This window comes from Micromonospora sp. DT233, assembly GCF_049841815.1.
Lineage (GTDB): Bacteria > Actinomycetota > Actinomycetes > Mycobacteriales > Micromonosporaceae > Micromonospora.
Genome location: NZ_JBNCLB010000003.1, coordinates 421625 through 441282, shown reverse-complemented (window position 1 = coordinate 441282; position 19658 = coordinate 421625). Strand labels below are relative to the sequence as shown.

Here is a 19658-nt window from a genome sequence, read left to right as displayed (position 1 = left end):
GCTGCACGCCCGCTGGGAGCCTCAGCTCTCGGCGCGCGGATCCTCCAGCGGCGCCTCGTCGCCGAGCAGATCGACCGGGTCGATGGAGAACTCGAACGGCTCCCGCATCACGAACCGGGTGCCGGCGGCGGCAGCGGCCACCGGCCGGTACTCCCCCTCCACCAGCTCGAACAGGGCGAGCGTGGGCACCCTGTTGCACAGGTCGACGCGGAGGAAGAAGGGCACGCCGGCGGCGGCGTACTCCCGGGGCCGGTCGATGATGTCCTTGCGCCGGTTGCCGGGCGACACGATCTCACCGAGCAGCACGGCGTGCCCGATGTCCATCGTCGTTCGCCCGCCCCCGGGAACGTCGAGGATGACGATGTCCGGAATGAAGAGGTCGTCGCCCGAGACGACGTTCGTCTCGAGATAGAGCCAGAGTTTGGCGCGCCGGGCTGCCTGCTTGAGGAGATACGCGAGGTCCAGCTCCGCGTCTTGGTGGTCATATCCGGCATGTGGTGTCACGATCACGCTTCCGCTCAGGACCTCAACCTTGGGGCCGTTGGTCTCCGGCAACAGGTCGAGGGCGAGCTGGGCGGTCCACGGCTCGTCGTGCCACCGCAACACGTCGAACGACGGTTCGGCGGCCGGCGGCGCCGGCTCGACTTGACGCGGCGCCGGCTCGGGCGCGAATGCGGCCTGGGCCATCCGGGCTCACCCCCTCAGCGGGACATTCTGCTCAGACCAGCCTAACCGCCGCAGCCCTCGCCACCCGGCATCGCACAACCTGTGCGCCCTCGAAATGCGTCCCACAGGACGGCGGCTGTTGATCAAGAGGTTTGTGTCATCCGGCGTCTATTTCTTGACGCAAACCTCTTGATCAACAGCCGAGGGTGGGCCAGCCCTGTCGGTCCTTTCGTGAGTGAGCCGGCAGCCGGTCGAACGCGTCGCCGCCAAGTCGTTGCGCAAGCTCGACCGGCCCGCGCGGGACGGCAAGTCGTTCTCCCGACAACTCGGGCTGCCTGTCGGCTGACTCCTGGCCTCCGGTGCCCCCCGCAAGAGGCGGGCCCCGGAGGACCAACCGCTACGGGCGGTCGAGGGTGCCCGTAGCGGGTCGCCCGGACGAAGCCGGCCCAGGCCGCCGGGCCGAAGCTGAGCGCCGGCCCCTGCCGGTCCTTGCTGTCGCGGACCCCGATCGCGTCGACGAATCCGGCCACCTCCACGCAGTTGCCCTCGCCGCCGGACCGGGAGGACGTGCGCCACACACCGTCATGCTGCACTGGACATCTCCTTCGCTATCGACCTGATCAGCTCGCGGGACTCTTCCCCGCTCAACGCCCGCCCGGCGAGCGAGTGCCAGGCTTCCTCGTAGACCTCGATCTCGTGTGGCTTGTCCAGACAGACCGCGCCGCACGGCCCGTCCGAGTAGATGGTGGTCGGCTCCGGCTCCCGTACGTCGGTCGGGAAGTCGAGCATGGTGAACGTGCCCGCCTGCGACCAGCGGAACAGCCCGGCATCCAACGGCAGGACCCGGACGCTCACGTTGGGCTGGCCGCCCATCACCACCAGGGCGTCGAGCTGCCGAGCCATCGCTGCCCGGTCCCGCAGCGGCCGGCGCAGCACCGCCTCGCTGAGGATCACGTCGAGCTGCGGGGCCTGCGGCACGGCCCTGGTCAGCAGTCGCTGGCGACGCAGCCGGACCTCCACCTTCGCCTTGCGCTCCGCCTCGCTGAAGTGCGGGCAGTCGGTGGCGATCACCTCGGTCATGTACTCGACGGTCTGCAACAGGCCGGGCACGAGGTTGACCCCTTTCCTGCCGTCTCGTAAGGCACCTCATCCCTTGGCCCGCATTCTTCTCCGAATCATTGCTCACCACCAGCTACGAAACGAACACCGTGAGTGACCGCGCTGCCGCGCTGGTCACGCCGGGGGGCAGGAATCACCCCCCGAAACCTCATTTCGATTCCTGCCCCCGGCCTCGACACCAACCACTCCGGAGGGTCCCGTGGGAATGTTCGGCAACCGGCGAGCCGACCGGCCCGTGCCGCTTGGCCCGAGGCACCGCCGCGACTGGTCCCGCTGGGGGCGGCAGTGCGTCTGCGGGCTGCGCTGGCCCTGCCCGGATCAACTGGCGGGCGTACCGGTGGAGGAACCCGGACCGGCGCCCTCGCCGAGCCGGCGGACGAGGGGCGCGCACCGGTGGGCCGGGCCGGCCGTCGTCGCCCGCGTCGGCGTGGCGCCCTCGGCGTCGCCGCCGCACCGGGCCGTCGCCTCCCTGCGGCGGGGCGGGCCACGACCATGACCAGGTACGCAGTGTCGCTGGCCGAGCTGCGTCGGCGCACGGCGGCCCGGCCGACGTGGCGGTGCCGGGTGTGCGCCGCACCGTGGCCGTGCCAGCCGGCGAAGCTGTCCCTGCGCGCCGAGTACGCGACGAGCCGGATCGCGCTGATCATCCAGTTGTGCGCGCTGATGGAGGACGCGATCGGCGACCGTTGCGCATCCACCCGGACGAGGTCGTCCCGGCGGACTACTACGCCCGTTTCGTCGGCTGGGCCCGCCGGCACCCGCCGAGCCTCCCACCCCCGGCGCGGGCTGCTCCCGAAGACGGCCGGCGCGCGGCGGCCGGCGGCGAAGGAAACCAGCAACGATCTATGTAGCTCCCTTACATTGATCGATCGATTTTGGTTGAATACCTTCACTTCGTCCCCTCTCGACCCCCTCGGAGACACTTCGTGAAACTCGCCACCGCCGCACGCGGCCTGGCCGCCGGGCTGACCGCGGCCGCCATGGTGCTGCTCGGCCCCGCCGGATCCGCCACCGCGGCGACCACCACCGTGGACAACGCGACCGCCGGGCGCTTCACCGCCAGCGCGAACTGGGGCACCTCGTCCTGGGCCGCCCAGAAGAACGGCGCGGACTACCGGTACGCGACGCCGTACACCGGGGGCAGCGACGCCGCCTGGTTCAGCGCGTCCGTGCCGGCCGCCGGCCCGCACCTCGTCGAGGTCTGGTACCCGGCCGACGCCGGCTACAACAGCGCCACCCCGTTCATCGTGGCGACCAGCAGCGGCAACCAGACGGTGGTCGTGGACCAGCGCGCCAACGGGGGCCGCTGGGTCGGCCTCGGCACCTTCACGCTGGCCGCCGGCGACCACCCCGTCGTCGGGATCAGCCGCTGGAGCACCGCCACCGGCTACGTCGTCGCCGACGCCGTCCGCATCACCACCGCCACCGGCGGCGGCTCCGGCTTCTCCCTGCCACTGCCCAAGAGCGCGCTGCCGCGCAGCGAGTACGACGACCCGCACCACGACTACGCCGCCATCGACCTGCCGGTCGGCACCGGCACCCGGGCGTACGCCGTGCGGGCCGGCACGGTCACCATCATCAACGACAGCTCCTGCGGCCAGGGCGTCAACCTGACCGGCGCCGACGGGGCGACCTACACGTACTGCCACTTCTCGGCGTGGTCGGTCAGCAACGGCGCGACCGTCACCGCCGGGCAGCAGGTCGGCCTCACCGGCAACACCGGCAACTCCACCGGGCCGCACCTGCACTTCGGCATCCGCACCGGCACCACCCGGCGCTGCCCGCAGAACTTCCTGCTGGCGCTCTACGACGGGGTGACCCCGCCGGCGGCGACGAGCCTGCCCACCAGCGGCTGCTCGTACGTCAGCTTCGGCGCGACCAAGGCCGAGCCGCTGGGCTGACCACCGCCATACCCGCACCACGGGGCCGCCGGACCACCCGTCCGGCGGCCCCGCCGCGTCGCGGCCCCTGGGCCGCGGCGACCTGCCGGGTGCGACCTGTGGGCCGGCCCGCCGGCCTCCCCCACGCAGGTGGGTTCTGCCGCCACGAAGCGTCACGACCAGCTAAAGGTGACGCGGATCACAGTATTTCGCCCAAGTGGCGTGACGCCCTCCGATCACGCGGGATGCAGCAAAAGCCAACCAAGAGCAATGCGTGCATAGGCCAAGAAAAGCCGCAAGGCGCCCACCGCCCCGCCATCACCCTGCGTGATGACACGTTGCGAGTAAATCGAGGCCCTCGTATGGTGCGCAGCGTCCGTTGGTCGAGTGTGGAGCGGGGGCCTACATTGATGCCAACCAGAGTTGATCAACCACGCGTCGCGCCGGGAGACGCCATCTTCGTTCCCCGGACAACCGCCTGCGGCTGCGCTCGCGCCCATTACTGAGATTTCTTCAGCGCGAGTTGCGCATTTCCGTTGCAATCACGTGGGGAACCCATGATCGGATCAGATTCATCGAGTGCCGCAACATGGGCACTGAAATCATTTGGAAACATCACTCAGCCTGCCTCTCTCCTGATCTCACTTCGCGAAAGAGATCGGCAAATTGCTCAGGGAGACTTGGACCCCGCCGAATTTCGTTCGACGGCGAACGAGTGGAGCTATCGCGCCGACGAGCTGTACCGGGCCTCCGTCATCCTGCGTGACCTGGAAGAAGGCTCGCTTCGCGTGGGCGTCAAGGATCTGATCGACGTCCGCGGCCTGCCCACCCGGCTGGGCCTGCCGCGATATCGCCGCTATCCCCAACGGTCGGCAGCCGCGCTGGCCGGCGTCCCGTCGGAGGCCGTCACGGCCAAACTCATAAGCACCGAACTGGGCATCGGAATGCGGCACGGCTGCGTCAACCCCTACTTTCCCCATCTCGATCCGGCCGGGTCGAGCACCGGGAGTGCGGTCGCCGTGGCAGCCGGAATCTGCGACCTGGCGCTGGGCACCGACACGGTTGTCTCCGTCCGACTACCGGCCGCCGCCTGCGGCATCGTCGGGCTTCGGCTCACCCACCGACCCGCCGCCATGTCCGGCACATTCGTGCTCTCGTCGACGCTGGACGCCCCGGGCTGGATGACCCGGACCGTCGACGACCTGGCCTACCTGTGGCACCGCTTCGAACTCACTCTCGGCAACCGTGGCCATTTCGCTGCCCCGCCTGCCCGGCTCCGGGTCGGCGTGCTCACGGAGGTCGCCGACGACGAGGTCGAGCCCGAGATGCGGGCGGCGTTCGACGCTGCCTGCGCCGCACTCGTCGCCGCGGGCCACGACGTCGTCCCCGTCTCCGTGGGCGAACTGTTCCGGAACCGTGGCCTGGCCTACGAGCTCTGCGCTCGAGATGCCTGGGACTCCTACCGACGTCATCGCGACCAACTCGCCGACTCGCTCGATGACTCCACCGTGGAGGCGTTACAGGTCGGCGCGGCGGTCAGCGACGCGCGGCAGCAGGAGTTGCTCGCGACGCAGACCGCCTACCGCGACGCAGCCCTGCGCAGCTTCGCCGAGCACCGGCTCGACGCGTGGCTGATGCCCGCCGGCACCCTGATGCCCCGCAACCTCTTCGTCGAGGAGGGCCCGTCCTCGACGATTCCCCAGGCCGGCGAGCGGCGCACCGCCACCCGGGTCAACTACGCGACGATGGCGAGCTTCGCCGGGTTGCCCGCCATCACGTTCCCCATCGGCTTCAGCCCCGACCACCACGCGCCCATCGGGGTGCAGGCGATGGCTCCGCCGCACGCGGAGCCGACCCTCATCGCGCTCGCCTCGGCCATCTCCGACGCCGCACCCGCGTACGACTTCTCGCTCGCGCAGACCCGCCACCCGTCGTGGCCCGCAGACCTGGAGGCCCGCACGCCATGAGCCGACCGAAGTCTCGCGAGGACGGCCTCACCGCCCCCGGCGGCACGGACGGTCGCAGCGCCAGCGCCTTCTTCGGCATCTGGCTGCCCAGTCTCGTCGTCATCATCGCGTCCGGTGCCTGCCTCTTCGCGCTGAGTTGGTGGATCACCCAGACCCCCGGTGGGGGCGCCAACCTTGGTTTGATCATCGGCCTGTCCAGCGTCTTCTCGCTGTCGACCGTGGTGGCGTTCTCCGGGGCCATCGACCGGGCGGACCGGGCAAAGACGATCACGAAGCTCCTCCTGGTGCTGCTCCTTCCGATCGGCGCGCTCGTCGCGGTCCTCGGCTCTCGTACGGATCTCCTCTTCGTCGTGGCGGCGGGCCTGTGCTACACGGTGATCAGCACGAGCGAGTCGCTCTATCTGGCGGCCAACGAGACGGCCTGCGTGGATCTGGCGCCGACCACCTGGGCGTCCACCCGCACCGCGCTGCTCACCCAGATGCACTCCCAGGTGGAGCGGGTCGCGGCCCCGATGCTGACCGCCACGCTCCTGACGAGTGGCCGGGTGCAACTCGTGCCGGCCGCCGCGCTGGTGATCGTCGTCGCCATGCTGCTCACGATCCGGTTCCGTCGGCGGGACCTGGACGCGGTGACGGCCCGGGCAGTCGACCCGAGCGAGGCTGCGGCACCACCGGCCGGCGGCGCGCTGCGCGCGCTGGTGCGCGACGGCAGGGCGGCCGTACGGCTGGTCCGGGACCGCCGCGACCTGGTCTTCCTCGTGCAACTCGGCATTCTCGGCAACCTGGTGGTGTTCCCGTTCTACGCCGTCCTTCCGGCCTACCTCACGGAGTACACGGACACTCCGCAGAGCCTCGCGCTGTGGTACGGACGAGCCGCCACGGCGTACGGCGTCGGCATGCTGGTCGCCACCCTGCTCCTGCTCAGGTACCGCAGGTCGGCCGAGGGACGCCAACCGCTACTGATGGCAACCGGCTCGCTCGGGCTCATCTGCCTGCTGCTGCTGACCGCGACGACGACCGGTCATCCGCTGGCCGTGGTGGCTGCCATGTTCCTCACCGGCGCGTTGTTCGCGGTCCTCGTCGCGGTGGGCGGCGCGGTCTGGCTCAACCGCACCCCGGCGGCGCTGCGCGTCCGAGTGTTCAGCCTGCGGCGGCTGACCGTCTTCTCCAGCATTCCGATCGGCACGATGCTCATGGGCATCGGTGGCTCGCAGTTCGGCTACCGCAGCTTCCTACGGCTGCTACTCGTGTTCGTCCTGGTCGCGCTGGTCGTCATCTGGTTCCGCTACCTGCGGCCCGGTGCGGACCGCACCGAACCGTCCGCCGGTGCTCCGGCAACGCTCTGAAGCACAGCCTGTCCGTCCGCCTTCTCGTCACGAGGTGCTCCGGTGAAGAAGATCCTGTTCGTACATGCCAAGGGCGGCGTGCCGCTGGAACACGCCATCCCCCGCCTTGGTGCCTGCGGTGAGCTGCACGTCCTCGCGCTGGTGCCGCTGCCGAACGACGCCGAGGTCGGTTGGCGTGCACACTGCCGCGACGTCGTCGACTGCGAGGGCCGGCGGATCCGGGGGGAGGAACTGGTCGAACTGATCGTCGCGCGGGCCAAGGCCATCGGCGCGGACGCGGTCGTCGGCTTCTCCGAGTACGTGCTGCTCGCCGTCGCCCATGCCTGCGAGCGGCTGGGGCTCCCGGGGCCGGGCCGCAACGCCGTGCTGTCGCGGGACAAGCGGCTCATGCGGGAGCGGTGGGCCGAGCGGGGCGTCCCCGTCCCGGCCTTCCGCAGGGTGGGCTCCGAGGCCGACCTGCTCGACGCGTACCGTGCGCTCACCCCGCCGCTGCTGCTCAAGCCCGCCTGGGGCGCCGGTTCCGTCGGCCAGGCCGTGATCGAACACGAGGACGACGTGGCCCCCGCCTGGGCGGCCGTGCGCGGCGCGCTGCAGCAGCTCGACGGCTACGGGCTGGGCGAGTGCTACGAGACGGAAGCCCCCCGGCAGTTGCTCGCCGAGGAGATCATCAAGGGCACGGTCGACGGCTGGTACGACCGACCGGGCTACGGGGACTACCTGAGCGTCGAAGGCCTCGTCGTCCGGGGCACCTTCCACCCGGTCGCCATCACCGGCCGGATTCCCACCATCCCGCCGTTCACCGAGCTGAGCAGCCACGCGCCGTGTGCACTGAGCGAGCCGTTGCAGCGGCGCGTCGAGGACGTGGCCCGCCGGGCGGTGGACGCCCTCTCCCTGGACACGTGCGGGACGCACACCGAGATCAAGCTGTGCGCCGACGGAGAGCTGGTCGTCATCGAGTCCGCCGCCAGATTCGGTGGCTCGGCCATCACCGAGGTGGTGGAGACCGTCTTCGGGGTCGACATGGTGACGATGCTGATCCGCGAGCTGCTCGGCGAGGCCGCGGATCCGCCCTCGGCCATGCTCGTGGAGGGCACCGGAGCGGCTGCGGAGATGTCCCTGATCGGCACGGACACGGCCGGTCGGCCGTGGCGCACGTCCCCGGTGTGGGACTCCCGGACGGCGGAGCTGAACCGGCTGGTGTCTCCGGGCTCGCACGTCCGGCACGTGCCCGGCCTGACCGTCGCCGACGGCACGGCCATCCCGGCCTACGAGCCGGCGCGCGGCATCACGAACTGCGCCGGCATGCTCTTCCTCACCGCGCCGACCGTCGACCAACTGGTCACCGACACCTACGCGATCCTCGACGGGCTGGAGGCCCGGCTGGTCGCGGCCGCCTCGGTGGACGCTCGACCGGACGGCGGGGTCGGTCCGGCCGACGCCCAGGAGCGATCATGTTGACGGTCTCCTCCGAGCAGACATCGCCGCCGGTGCTGACGGAGGCGCACCGGATCCGGGACGTCGACCAAGCCGCCTGGGACGGGCTGGCTCGGGGGGCCTCCGTCTACTCCAGTCACGCCTGGTTGTCGTACACGGAGCAGTACGGCGACTGCGAGCCCCGCTACCTGCTGATCCATGCGCGGGGGCGGCTGGTCGCCGCGCTGCCGACGTTCACCTTCGCCGCCGAGGTGCCCCGCTACTACGACCCCGCCTTCCTGTTCCCGCCCGGCGAGGGCGACCCGGCGGGCACCACCCGCCCGCTCCTGCTCGGCGGCACGCGGCAGGGCTACACCAGCGAACTCCTGATGGCTCCCGGCCTGCCCGCCGACCTCGCCGAGACGTCCGCCCGGATGCTGATCGAGGCGCTACGGGAGCGTCCGGGGGTGGGCATGCGCGCCCTGCTCTACCTGACGGACGCGGCGCTGCGGCATGTCCTGCCGGTGACGACCGACGACGACGCCGTGGTCCTGCTGGACGCCCGGGCGCGGCTCACGATCGACCCTGACGGCCTCGCCGGTTTTCGACGCCGCGTCAGCGACAACACCGCGGCCCGGATGCGCAAGGAGATGCGCAACTTCCGCGACGCCGGGTGCCAGGTGGAGGTCAGCCGCGTCTCGGAGTGCCACCAGCACCTCGGGCGGCTCTCCGCACAGGTCCTGCAGCGCTACGGCCACCCCAACACCGCCGAGGAGGAGTCCGAACGCTTCGCCCGCCAGGCCGAGCAGCTCGACGACCTCGGCGTCGTCCTGCTCGCGCGGCACGAGGGCAGCATCGTCGGATTCACCCAGTTCTTCGTCTGGGGCGACGTCATGTACGGCCGGGTGCATGGGGTGGACGACCGGATCGCCCGACAGGCGGCGCTCTACTACAACCTGACCTACTACCACGCCATCGAGTACGCCGCCGAGCACGGCCTCACGCTGCTCGACCTCGGGTGCGACTCGTACGAGGCGAAGGTGCGGCGGGCCGCACGCCTCGAGCCGCTCTGGGGAGTCGTGCTCGGGGCGAACTGGTCGGCGCAGTTGCGCGACCGATTCCACCAGCAGCAGCGAAAGCGGCTCGACGAGTTCGCCGAATGGGATCCCACCATCCGCGACGAGCTGGTCCGCGAGCTCGTCGACCGTTGACGCCCCAGACCAGGCCGGAGGCCACCATGCAACCGATCACCATAAGTTCGGAGCGACCCGCGTTCGACGGGGACGGCAGTGGTTCGGCGTACCCACGCGCCACCGAGTCCGGCACCGTGCGTCGACTCGTCGAGCGCACGAGGGCCCTTTCGTCGCTGCGGGCGAAGTACGCCGACCTCCCCACGGACCTGGACGGGATCGAGCTCGGCGACCTGCCCATCCTGTCCAAGGACGACTTCCGACTGGCGATCCACGACGTGCTGGGCCAGGCCCGTCAGGCACCGGGTGGCGCGCTCGTCTTCGGCAGTGGCGGCACGACCGCGGCACCGAAGCTGAGCCTCATCCCGAGTGCGATGTACGTCTCCGACATCCTGCGCTTCTGGAATCCGCTGACCAGCTCCGACGTCCTGGTCAACCTCAACAACGCGGGCGAACTGGGCTCGATGTACCCGTTCTACAACATGCTGGGACACGAGTCGGGGGCGGTGGTCGTCCCGCTGGGCGCACTCGACGGCGAGCAGTTCGGGGTCTGGCTGGACTTCATGGACCGGCACGGGACGACGGCCGCCGGGGCGACGCCGAGCCAGCTCGTCCGGCTGCTGGAGTACTGCGAGGCGGCAGGCCGGCCCGCACCGGCGCTGCGCAAGGTGGTCTGGACGGGCGAGGCGTTCCCCGAGCGCGCCGCGGCGCTCACCCGCCGCATGCTGCCCGACGCCCAACTCTCCGGCGTGTACGGCTCGACCGAGACCTGGGTGATCGGCCACAACGGCCCCGCCTGCTCGCTGGATGCCTTCCATGTGCTGCCCTACCAGCACATCGAGCTCGTCGACGGCGCCGTCGTGGTGACCAACACCCACCCGGACACCATCAACCCGATCCTGCGCTACCGGATCGGAGATCGCGGCCAGTTCGTGTCCTGCCGGTGCGGCCGGCCGGATCCGGTCTTGCGGATCCTCGGCCGGGTCGACCAGCAGGTGAAGTTCCGGACCATCCTCGTGGTGCCCGAGGAGATCATCGACGTCGCCGTCGCCCACCCGGACGTACGCGCCGCGCAGCTGGTGTTGCTGCGCCACGGTGATCCCACCGAACAACTCGAACTGCGGTTGGCGTTGGCACCCGGAACGGACCCCGCCGAGGCCGAGGGTCGGGTGCGGCGGGATGTCCTGGCGCAGCTCTACCGCATCGGCTTCGAACTCGGTGGCATGTCGGACGCGTTCGTCGTCCGAGCGGTCGACCTGCTGACCGTCAATCCCCGCACCAACAAGACGCCGCTACTGGTGCACGAGCCGGGCTGACCGACGCCGGCCGGTCCCAGGGGCGACCAGGACCGCCTTGCAGCACCCAACGGAACCACGAAATGAGGAATTCATGGATCGCGTCGTAGTAGTCAGTGGCGGTGGGACCGGCATCGGTCGCGCCACCGCGGAAGCCTTCGCCCGGCAGGGTGAGGAGGTCGTCCTCGTGGGCCGCCGCGCCGAGGTCCTGGCCAAGACCGCCGCCGAGATCGGTGGTGCCGGCGGGCGGGTGGTGGCCCTGCCCGCGGACGTGGCCGACCCGGCGCAGGTGCGGCAACTGACCGACGAGATCGTCGGTCGCTGGCAGCGCGTCGACGTGCTGGTGAACGCCGCCGGCGGGAACGCCCTGTTCGGCCCGGAGCCGGAGCCGCCGCTGGAAGGGCTCGCCGACACCGCATGGCACTGGACGGAGAACTTCCGGCTCAACACGCTGACGGCGGTACTGCTCACGGAGGCACTGAAGCCGCACCTGTCGTCACCCGGTGGCCGGGTGCTGCTGCTCAGCTCGATCGCGGCCTATCGCGGGTCGGGATCGGGCTCGTACGCCGGCTCGAAGGCCGCGCTGCATCCCTACGCCTACGACCTGGCCGGCGAGCTGGGCCGGCGGCAGATCACGGTGAACGTCGTCGCGCCCGGCTATGTCCGGGCCACGGAGTTCTTCGCCGGTCAACTGTCCGACGAGCGGGAGCGGATGTTGATCGGCCAGGCGCTGAACGAACGCGCGGGCACCCCCGAGGACGTGGCCGAGACGGTGCGCTGGCTGGCATCGCCTGAGGCGGGGCACGTCACCGCCCAGATCATCCAGGTCAACGGCGGCGCCGAGCGAGGACGGTGAGATCGCCGCGTCCATGAGCGCGGTGCGGACGTGTCCGACCCCTATCGACAAGGACGTGTCATGTGGCTTGCTGATGCCGCAACGATGAAGGCTTTCGACGAAGCACACCAGGAACGTCTCGAACTCGCGGCGGCCGGTTTCGCCGCCGATCTGGTCCGCGAGCGGCAGCGGGAGAAGCTCGACCGGTTGTGGGACCGGCTGGCCGACGTGCCCTACTACCGGCACCGGTCCTGGGCTCAGGAACGCAGCCTGGACGGGGCACCCGTCACGCCGAAGGCCGCGCTCAAGAACGCCCCCGAGGAGTTCCTCCGATCGGGCGTCGGGCCTTACTACCGTTACTACGAGACCTCGGGTTCCACCGGCGTACCCACGCCCACTCCCCGCCTGGCGATGGACATGGTGTGGAACACCGCGTCGGTCTCGGCCCTGTGGGCGCTGTCGATGCGGCCCGGTGACCGGGTGGCTTCGCTGCTGCCCTCCGACGTGGTTCCGGTCGGCGACCTGGTCGCCACGGCGAGCGAGTACCTGGGCTGCACGCTCCTGCGCTGCTATCCGTTCAGCCAGGGCATCACCGACTGGGACCGGTTGGAGGCGTTGTTCGACAGGTTCCGTCCGGAGCACGTCTTCGCGGCACCCGGGGTGCTGCTGCAGTGGACCCGGATCCTCAAGAAGCGTGGCCGCCTCGACGACGTACGTAGCAGCGTCCGGTCGCTGATGCTACTCGGCGAGGTGAGTACGTCCGCGCTCCGCGCCCGGCTGGCAGAGCAATGGCAGGCCGAGGCGTTGGACGTCTCCTACGGCAGCACCGAGACCGGCACCATCGCCGCCAGTTGCCCCCTCGACCGGCTGCACCTGCTGGCGCACGGCTTCGCGGCGGAGATCCTGGAGGACGGCCGGTTGTGGGCGGCCGAGCCGGGGCGAAGCGGTGAGCTCGTCGTCACCACCCTGAACAACTACGCCCGCCCGCTGGTGCGGTACTCCACGGGAGACCTGGTCTCGGTCGGCGACTGCCCGTGCGGCCTCGGCCTGCCGGTGCTCACCGTGCACGGCCGGGCGGCGGACCAGATCGTCGTCGCGGGCGTCGAGATCAGTGCCGGCCAGGTGGAGGACGTCGTCTACGGCACGGCCGGCGTCACCGGCTACCTCGTGCAGTTGAAGCGCAGCGATCCGACGGCCGCGCGGCTGGTGCTGGAGCGCGACGTCGACTTCAGCCAGAGCACCGATGCCGTGTGCGCGTCGGTCAGCGAGCGGTTCGCGGCGGGGCTGGGGGTGCAGCTCACCCAGGTGGTGATGGTCGATCAGCTTCCGCAGACGACCAAGGCCGGGGGAAGTCAGAAGAACTGGAAGCGGACCAACGTGCAGTGGGTGGACTGATGGCTGACCTTGCCGGCATACCGACCTCCGACGGTGGATCGCGCCAGGGTCCGGCCGACCTCTGGTGCACCTATGCGGCCGTACGAACGCTGACCTGGCTCGGGCTCCGTCCCCAGGACCCGCAGTCCACGATCGACGTCCTGCTGCGGTGTCAGAACGCCGACGGCGGCTTCGCGTGGCAACGGGGCCTCACCTCGGACGTGTGGGCGACCTACTACTGCACCCAGGCGATGCATGACCTGGGCGCCACGCCTCCGCTGACCGCCCAGTTGACCGACTGGTTGCGGCAGACCCAGGAACGCAGCGGCGGCTTCGCCATGACACCGGGCCAGAGTCCCGACGTCTGGGCGACCTACTACGCCGCGCGCACCTGGCGCGAGGTGATCCGGGAACCGGTGCCGGCCGTCGACGCGGTGCGCGACTGGCTCGCCGCGCTGCAGGGCCCCGACGGGGGCCTCGGTTGGTACCCGGGCGCCACCGAGGCGGACGTGCGCGCCTGCTACTACGCGGCCGTCGCCTGGCGCGCCGTCTTCGGGGACGAACCAGCTCCCTGGCGGCGGGACGCGTTGATCGACTGGTTGTGCGCCCGGCAGGGCGAGGACGGCGGATTCGCCTTCGCGGAAGGGCAGGCTCCCTGTCTGTGGGCGACCTTCCGGGCGGTGCGTGCTCTCGACGCGCTGGGCGCGCGGCCGGCCCGCGCGGACGACTGCGTGCGGTGGATCGTCGAGCGCCAGGCGCCCGACGGGGCGTTCACCCGCTGGACGGACTATGCGTCCCCCGACGTGTGGGCCTGCTTCAGCGCGGTCGGCGCGCTGACCACTCTCGGTGCCGAAGTGCCCGACGTCCCTGGTGTGGCGCGGTTCCTCCACTCCTGCGCGCTGCCGTCCGGTGGCTTCACCTACCGCGATCCCGCGCTGGCCGGCGACAGCCTGGCGACGGCCTCGCTGCTGCTTCGCGCCTCGGCCGACGAGCAACTGCACGGTGACGTCATCGCGACCACCGCCGGCTGGCTTTCCGCCGCTCACCTGCCCTACGAGGGTGGCGTGATGTATATGCCGGGTCGGGGCGCGGAGATGCGGTGCACCCTGTGGGCCGTCTCCGCGCTGCGGGCTGCCGGCCAGCCTCAGCTCGACGCCGACCGACTGGTCGGGTGGTTGCGGCATCTGCAGAACAGCGACGGCGGCTTCGGCTACTGGCACGGCAGGGCCTCCGACATGGTCTCCACCGTGTCGGCGGTCGACATCCTCGACCAACTCGGCCGCCCGGTCGACGAGATCGACACGGTCGGGCTCGCGAAGTTCCTCGAATCGTGCGGATCGGTGGACGGGTACCGCCCGGTTCCGGGAGCGGCGCCGAGTTGCGCCGCCACCGCGCAGGCGGCGCGGGCCTGGCACGCACTGGGTGCGACGAATCAGGCCAGCCGGGATGTGAGCACGGTGGAGACGTACGCGTCCCGGCTGGGCGGATACGCCAGCGGCCAACGCGGCGTACCTGACCTGCTCAGCACCTACCAGGCGGTGCTGACCCGCCGCCGGATGGACCTACCGGTCGATCACGCGAGCCTGCGCCGGTTCGTCGACAAGATCCGCCTGGCCGACGGCGAGTACGCCTGGAGCCCGCTGAGTCGCACCGGCGGTGGTCCGCTCGCTGCGGCGCTGGGCAACCTCCTCGATCGCGGGGTGCTCCCTCCGCTCAACCTCTGAAGGGCAGGTCATGCCGACGATAACCGTGGAGAGCACCGTGGCGGACGTGCGGACCCAACGGGCATTCGCCCGCGCCGTCAGCACCTCTCTACGCCGTGAGGGCATCGACATCAACCACGTCATCACGAAGTTCCTGCTGGCCGACGGCCAACGCGTCTTCAGCGGGCCGTTCCCGCTCGGCGGCGTCGACGGCACCTCATCCGGATTCGCGTTCGTCACCTGCGTCGTCGGGCAGCATCGCGATTCCCAGTTCCGCTCCCGGTTGGCCGCCACCATCGTGGCGGCGCTGGACCCGGCGGTTCCGCCCGACCGGATCTTTATCCGATTCGATCTGACGGACCCCGCACTGCACCTCATCGGCACTGACGTCAAGGAGACCACCAATGTCAGTTGACCCCATCGCATCGCTCCGGGCCGAGGTCCGTTCGGTCCTGGGCGGCCTGCTCGACAGCGACCTGGACCCGACGCACGACGAGTTGACGCTGAGCGACCTGAACCCCCGTTACGACAGCCTGATGGTGCTCGACGCGGTGGGCACGATCGAGCAGACGTTCGACGTGTCGATCGACCTGGTCGAGGACGACCTGCGCAACACCTTCGCGAGTGTCGCCGGCATCGCGGCCCTCGTGGCCGGCAAGCGGGCGGACGCGTCCGTCTTGGCGGGCGACTTCTGATGGTCGCGCCGGTGATGCCTGCGGCGGCGCTCGGCCGACCGACCACACCGTTCATCGGGGCGGACGCCCGGGCGCTCGGCCGGCTGACGGACTGGTCGGTCCTTCCGGCCGGCGATCCGCAGGGGCTCCGCGCAGCGCTGCCGCCGCTGACCAGGTTCACCACGTCGGGCACGACCGGTCGTCCGGTCGGCTGGTGGCGGACCCGCGAGCAGCTGGTTGCCGAGGCGACCTACCTCTGCGAGTTGCTCGACGTCGACCAGGTCGACATGATCATTACTCAGGCGCCCGTTCACCATCTCTACGGGTTCCTGACCGGTTGCCTGGTGCCGGCGCTCGGGGGCCTGCCCGTCACCCATTGGCGGACCGGCGAGCCGTTTCCCGTCACCGCCGGCAGCCCACTCGTGGTAACCGTTCCCGCCTCGTGGTGGGCGATGTCTCGCTGCCTGCCGGCGCTCGCCGGCCTGGACCGGCTGACCATGGTGCACAGCACCGCGTACCTGCCGCCGGCGGCGGCGCAGGTGTGCCAGGCATTGCCCGAGGCGACCCTGACCGAACTGCACGGGTCGACGGAGGCCGGCCTGGTCGGCGTGCGGCGCGCCCGTGGCGCCCGGGCAACGGATCCGCAGGTGCCGTTCGCTCTCGCCCCCGACGTGTCGTTCGCGCCCGGGATGCCGCGCGACAGGCAGGCTCCACTGGCGGTGGCGAGCCCACGGCTGGCGGCCGACGAGTCCGGCGCGGCACCCGCCCACCACGTGCTGGACGACCTCGTCGAGGTGACCGGGTCCCGCTCGTACCGGATGACCGGCCGCCGGACCCGGCTCGTCAAGGTCAACGGACGGCGGGTCGATCTCGACGCGGTGGAGTCCGCGCTGCGCGCGGCCGTGCCGGGAACCGCGCTGACGTGCGTCGTGGTCCGGGAGGACGTCCGAGGCGAGTGGTACGACGTCGTCGTGGCGGACGAGGCGCAACGCCGACGGGTCGCGATGGCCGTCGGCCGGGTGCTGACCGCCGCGGACGCCCCGCGCCGGGTCCGCGTCGACGTCACCCGCGAGCCGGCCGGGCACCGCGACGTGCCGCTGGACGGAGGGACGGCGTGACCACCCGGTACGAGGACACCAGGACCGAGCGGGACCGTCCCCCGACCGACCGGCCGGCCGACCGATGGGCCAGCATGGCGGAGCTCGTCGGCACGGCACTGGCCGGCGAGGAGCTGGACCTCACCGGAGCAGACGTCGGGCGCATGGAAGACGCGGTCGAGCAGTTGTCCCGGCACCGGTCGGCCGGCGGCCAGGTGTACGGGTTGACCCGCGGCTTCGGGCCCCTCGTCCGGTATCCGGCCGGCGACGACGAGAACGTCCAGGGCATCGGCCTGGTCCACCATCTCTGCACCGGCCAGGGCGTGCCCGTCAGCGCCTCAGCCAGCGCGCTGTCGGTCTGGCTGCGCCTGCAGAGCATGCGGCTGGGCTACTCCGCCGTGCCCGTGCCCCTCTGGCGGCAGATCGCCGAACTGCACCGACGCGGCTTCGTCCCGGTCATGCCGAGCGAGGGCAGCCTCAGCGCCAGTGGCGACCTCGTTCCTCTCGCGCACGCGGCGCTGGCCCTCGGCGGAGCCGGGCACGCCTGGCACGAGGGTGCCGTCGTCGCCGCGGGGCAACGGCTGGCGGGGCTCGCCGCGGCCCCGGTGCACTGGCCCGCCCGCACGGCGCTGGCGTTCGTCAACGGCAGCAGCGTCTCGCTGGCCGTCGCCGCGCTGAACCACCTGGAGATCGACGCGCAGGCCCGCGCGCTCTGCGCGATCACCGGCCGGTTGGCGGCGCTGCTGGGCTGCAATCCGCAGGCGTACGCCGATGGGCTCCAGCGGGCCCGCGGGCATCCCGGTGCTCGACGTGCCGCCGGCTGGATCCGGCAGGAGATGCCGGACGGCGGCGCACCCTCGACGGACCGGCCCCTGCAGGAGCCGTACTCGCTGCGCTGCGTGCCCCAGGTGGTCGGCGCCGTGGTGGACCAGCTCGCCGCGCAGGAGAGGATCCTGCTGGTCGAGGCTGCCGGATGCACAGACAACCCGGTGGTCGTCGACGGCGACGTCCTGCACGGCGGCAACTTCCACGCGCTGCCTGTCGCCTTCGCCGCGGATCAGCACACCGTCCTTGCACATCAGCTCGCCTACCTCGCGGAGCGGCAACTGGCCCTACTCGTCGACCCGGCCACCAACGGAGGCAGGCCGCCCTTCCTGTGCCCGCTGCCCGGCCAGTTCAGCGGGCTGGCCGGAGTGCAGATCGCCGCCTCGTCGATGGTCGCCAAGTGCCGCCAGCACGCGCTTCCCGCCACGGTGACCGCCATCCCGTCGAACCTCAACAACCAGGACCACGTGCCGATGGCGCTCAACGCCGCCACGGCGGCGGCGGAGGCCGTCCGCCTCACCTGGCTGGTCATCGGGTCCCTCATGGTCGCGGTGGCGCAGTTGCACTGGCTGGCAGGGACGGAGTTGCCCCGACGGCCAGGTTGGCAGGGCCTGGCGACCCGGTTCACGCCCCTGCGCGAGGATCGCCCGCTGGCGAACGAGGTGCGTGCGGCGGCCACTGCCGCCCGCGCGGGCTGGGGCACGCCCCTGCTCGGATCGTCCATGACCGGTTTGCCACGGGGGGAATTCTGGTGACCGCACTGAACACCGCCAACACCGGTGACAATCCCGAGACGACGAAGGCCATCGACGCCATCGACGACCAGATCATCCTGCTCGTACGCGCGCGTCACGACCTCGCGCTGGCCCAACGTCGGGCCCGGATGGAGCGTGGCGCCCCCACCCTCCAACTCGCTCAGGAGGTGAGCGTCGCGCAGCGTTACTCGGCTGGCCTGGGGCGGACGGGCACCACCCTCGCCGCCCTGCTGCTACAGGCCTGCCGGCACGAGGACGCCCTGCCGCCGGCCACCCTCACCGCCGTCGAACCGCTGCTGCCGCGCGGCAACCCGGGCGGGAAGCTCGCCCGGTCGGGGCCGCGCCAGCTGGCCTCCTGAGCGCCACCCGACCGAGGAGCACCGGAGTGCTCGCGGCCGGCAACTCAGCTCGTCCGCGTCGTCGAGGCGCCGGGCCGGCTCCCATCCCCGCCGGGGGCGGGTACCGGCCCGCCTCGGTGCCTACCGGCCGCCGTGGCCCGCCTGTCGCCCCCGCCCCGCCGTCAGCCGGCCGTCGCCTGCGCCGACAGCCCACGGCCAGGACGAGATCGTACGGCCGAGGTGCGAGATCGTGATGCGTAACCGGACTCCGGGCGGGGAAATGCCTGGCGGTGGGAGACCGATGGCAGCAGACCAGGCGCATCACCCGAGCCGCGTTCCGGCCGATACGCAGCCGGGACCTGTCGCTGCACGCCGCCGCCATCACCTTCTACGGGGCGATCGCCGTGGTCCCGGTGGCGCTGCTGGCGATCTGGCTGACCGGGCTGCTGGCCGGCGGGGACCGGGTCCGCCGGCTCACCTCGTACGCCGTCGAGACCCTGCCGACCGAGATCGGGGCGCACCGGGCGATGGCCGCGCTGATCGAGGCGGGCCTCGGCCTGACCCCGGTGCTGGCGCTGGCCTCGCTGCTGCCGGCGTCGCTCTACGGCGAAGGGCTGCGCCGGGCGTTCGTCTCGGTCGCCGCCCCGCACGAGGAGGGCGGGTCACTGGTCGGCTGGCGGGGTCGGCTGCTGCTGCTGCCCCTGTTGGCCCCGGCCCCGGCGCTGCTGTTGTCGATCCTGCTGGCGCTGCCCTACACCACCCGCCTGGTCCGCGAGGGAGGGTGGTCCGGCGTGTTCGGGGTGGTGCTGTCGTTCCTCGGCGTGTGGCTGGTGCTCACTCCGGTGCTGTTCTGGGTGTTCCGGGTCGTCGGTCCGGCCGCCCCGGACTGGCTGTCGGCGCTGGGCATAGGTTCGTTCACGGCGGCGAACCTGTCGGGGTTCCTGCACGGCTTCCTGCTGTTCGCCTCACTCCCGCTCGACCTGGGCGTCCCCTTCGGCGGGTTCGACGCCATCGGCGGCGGCGTCGCCGTGCTGCTCTGGCTCTACCTGTTCCACGTGATCGTGCTGGCCGGCTACTCGGCCACCCTCGCCCTGTCCCGCTGGCGGGCCCAACGCGCCTAGCGCGCCCCGGGCAGCCCAGCGCGGTGCGCTCGGCGTGCCCCGGCGGGATAGGGGCTCGCC

The 19658-nt window shown here is 71.3% G+C and carries 16 protein-coding genes and 2 pseudogenes; 15 read left to right on the top strand and 3 right to left on the bottom strand.

All coding sequences use genetic code 11. The features are described 5' to 3' along the window. Positions 1 to 21: 21 nt before the first annotated feature. The 3 genes and pseudogenes from ACLQ2V_RS10090 to ACLQ2V_RS10080 form a co-directional block, all read right to left on the bottom strand. A complete protein-coding gene (locus tag ACLQ2V_RS10090; RefSeq protein ID WP_425718124.1) occupies positions 22 to 687 on the bottom strand; it encodes a Uma2 family endonuclease in 666 nt (221 codons plus the stop codon). A gap of 395 nt (positions 688 to 1082) precedes the next feature. Then, positions 1083 to 1244 (bottom strand): annotated as a pseudogene (locus ACLQ2V_RS10085) (DUF397 domain-containing protein); the annotation flags it as partial. Between the two features lie 4 nt (positions 1245 to 1248). Continuing rightward, a pseudogene (locus ACLQ2V_RS10080) lies at positions 1249 to 1785 on the bottom strand (DUF5753 domain-containing protein); the annotation flags it as partial. 926 nt (positions 1786 to 2711) lie between these two features. On the opposite strand from ACLQ2V_RS10080, the gene ACLQ2V_RS10075 reads away from it, so the two are divergent. From ACLQ2V_RS10075 to ACLQ2V_RS10005, 15 genes are all read left to right on the top strand, one after another. Continuing rightward, positions 2712 to 3686, top strand: coding sequence for a peptidoglycan DD-metalloendopeptidase family protein (locus ACLQ2V_RS10075; protein WP_425718123.1), 975 nt, complete (start codon positions 2712 to 2714; stop codon positions 3684 to 3686). Between the two features lie 659 nt (positions 3687 to 4345). Next, entirely contained in the window at positions 4346 to 5632 is a 1287-nt protein-coding gene (locus ACLQ2V_RS10070; RefSeq protein ID WP_425718122.1) for an amidase, read from the top strand. Continuing rightward, entirely contained in the window at positions 5629 to 6978 is a 1350-nt protein-coding gene (locus ACLQ2V_RS10065; protein WP_425718121.1) for an MFS transporter, read from the top strand. The genes ACLQ2V_RS10070 and ACLQ2V_RS10065 overlap by 4 nt, the downstream gene beginning before the upstream one ends. Before the next feature lie 42 nt (positions 6979 to 7020). Beyond that, entirely contained in the window at positions 7021 to 8436 is a 1416-nt protein-coding gene (locus ACLQ2V_RS10060; protein WP_425718120.1) for an ATP-grasp domain-containing protein, read from the top strand. Next, positions 8430 to 9602, top strand: a complete 1173-nt coding sequence (locus ACLQ2V_RS10055; protein ID WP_425718119.1) for a GNAT family N-acetyltransferase — start codon at positions 8430 to 8432, stop codon at positions 9600 to 9602. Before ACLQ2V_RS10060 ends, ACLQ2V_RS10055 begins: the two co-directional genes overlap by 7 nt. Positions 9603 to 9628: 26 nt before the next feature. Beyond that, complete coding sequence (locus ACLQ2V_RS10050) at positions 9629 to 10897, top strand: phenylacetate--CoA ligase family protein (RefSeq protein ID WP_425718118.1); 1269 nt, start codon at positions 9629 to 9631, stop codon at positions 10895 to 10897. 73 nt (positions 10898 to 10970) lie between these two features. Next, entirely contained in the window at positions 10971 to 11732 is a 762-nt protein-coding gene (locus tag ACLQ2V_RS10045; RefSeq protein ID WP_425718117.1) for an SDR family NAD(P)-dependent oxidoreductase, read from the top strand. A gap of 84 nt (positions 11733 to 11816) precedes the next feature. Then, a complete protein-coding gene (locus ACLQ2V_RS10040) occupies positions 11817 to 13106 on the top strand; it encodes a phenylacetate--CoA ligase family protein (RefSeq protein ID WP_425718116.1) in 1290 nt (429 codons plus the stop codon). Further along, entirely contained in the window at positions 13106 to 14809 is a 1704-nt protein-coding gene (locus tag ACLQ2V_RS10035; RefSeq protein ID WP_425718115.1) for a prenyltransferase/squalene oxidase repeat-containing protein, read from the top strand. The genes ACLQ2V_RS10040 and ACLQ2V_RS10035 overlap by 1 nt, the downstream gene beginning before the upstream one ends. A 25-nt stretch (positions 14810 to 14834) precedes the next feature. Next, positions 14835 to 15203 carry a hypothetical protein gene (locus ACLQ2V_RS10030; protein ID WP_425718114.1) on the top strand — a complete coding sequence of 123 codons (369 nt, stop codon included), beginning with the start codon at positions 14835 to 14837 and terminating at the stop codon, positions 15201 to 15203. Continuing rightward, positions 15193 to 15483, top strand: a complete 291-nt coding sequence (locus tag ACLQ2V_RS10025; RefSeq protein WP_425718113.1) for a hypothetical protein — start codon at positions 15193 to 15195, stop codon at positions 15481 to 15483. Before ACLQ2V_RS10030 ends, ACLQ2V_RS10025 begins: the two co-directional genes overlap by 11 nt. Further along, complete coding sequence (locus ACLQ2V_RS10020; RefSeq protein ID WP_425718112.1) at positions 15483 to 16580, top strand: AMP-binding protein; 1098 nt, start codon at positions 15483 to 15485, stop codon at positions 16578 to 16580. Before ACLQ2V_RS10025 ends, ACLQ2V_RS10020 begins: the two co-directional genes overlap by 1 nt. Next, on the top strand, positions 16577 to 18139 hold the full coding sequence (locus ACLQ2V_RS10015) for an aromatic amino acid ammonia-lyase (RefSeq protein WP_425718111.1): 1563 nt from the start codon (positions 16577 to 16579) through the stop codon (positions 18137 to 18139). Before ACLQ2V_RS10020 ends, ACLQ2V_RS10015 begins: the two co-directional genes overlap by 4 nt. After that, on the top strand, positions 18136 to 18498 hold the full coding sequence (locus ACLQ2V_RS10010; RefSeq protein WP_425718110.1) for a hypothetical protein: 363 nt from the start codon (positions 18136 to 18138) through the stop codon (positions 18496 to 18498). Before ACLQ2V_RS10015 ends, ACLQ2V_RS10010 begins: the two co-directional genes overlap by 4 nt. 269 nt (positions 18499 to 18767) lie before the next feature. Further along, the gene (locus tag ACLQ2V_RS10005; protein ID WP_425718109.1) at positions 18768 to 19598 is read left to right on the top strand and encodes a YhjD/YihY/BrkB family envelope integrity protein; all 831 of its coding nucleotides are present in this window, start codon (positions 18768 to 18770) and stop codon (positions 19596 to 19598) included. Positions 19599 to 19658 lie beyond the last annotated feature (60 nt).

Coding starts and splice junctions, on each gene's coding strand:
- ACLQ2V_RS10090 (WP_425718124.1), bottom strand. CDS start 687: ATGGCCCAGGCCGCATTCGCGCCCGAGCCGGCGCCGCGTCAAGTCGAG.
- ACLQ2V_RS10065 (WP_425718121.1), top strand. CDS start 5,629: ATGAGCCGACCGAAGTCTCGCGAGGACGGCCTCACCGCCCCCGGCGGC.
- ACLQ2V_RS10055 (WP_425718119.1), top strand. CDS start 8,430: ATGTTGACGGTCTCCTCCGAGCAGACATCGCCGCCGGTGCTGACGGAG.
- ACLQ2V_RS10050 (WP_425718118.1), top strand. CDS start 9,629: ATGCAACCGATCACCATAAGTTCGGAGCGACCCGCGTTCGACGGGGAC.
- ACLQ2V_RS10045 (WP_425718117.1), top strand. CDS start 10,971: ATGGATCGCGTCGTAGTAGTCAGTGGCGGTGGGACCGGCATCGGTCGC.
- ACLQ2V_RS10040 (WP_425718116.1), top strand. CDS start 11,817: ATGAAGGCTTTCGACGAAGCACACCAGGAACGTCTCGAACTCGCGGCG.
- ACLQ2V_RS10035 (WP_425718115.1), top strand. CDS start 13,106: ATGGCTGACCTTGCCGGCATACCGACCTCCGACGGTGGATCGCGCCAG.
- ACLQ2V_RS10025 (WP_425718113.1), top strand. CDS start 15,193: ATGTCAGTTGACCCCATCGCATCGCTCCGGGCCGAGGTCCGTTCGGTC.
- ACLQ2V_RS10020 (WP_425718112.1), top strand. CDS start 15,483: ATGGTCGCGCCGGTGATGCCTGCGGCGGCGCTCGGCCGACCGACCACA.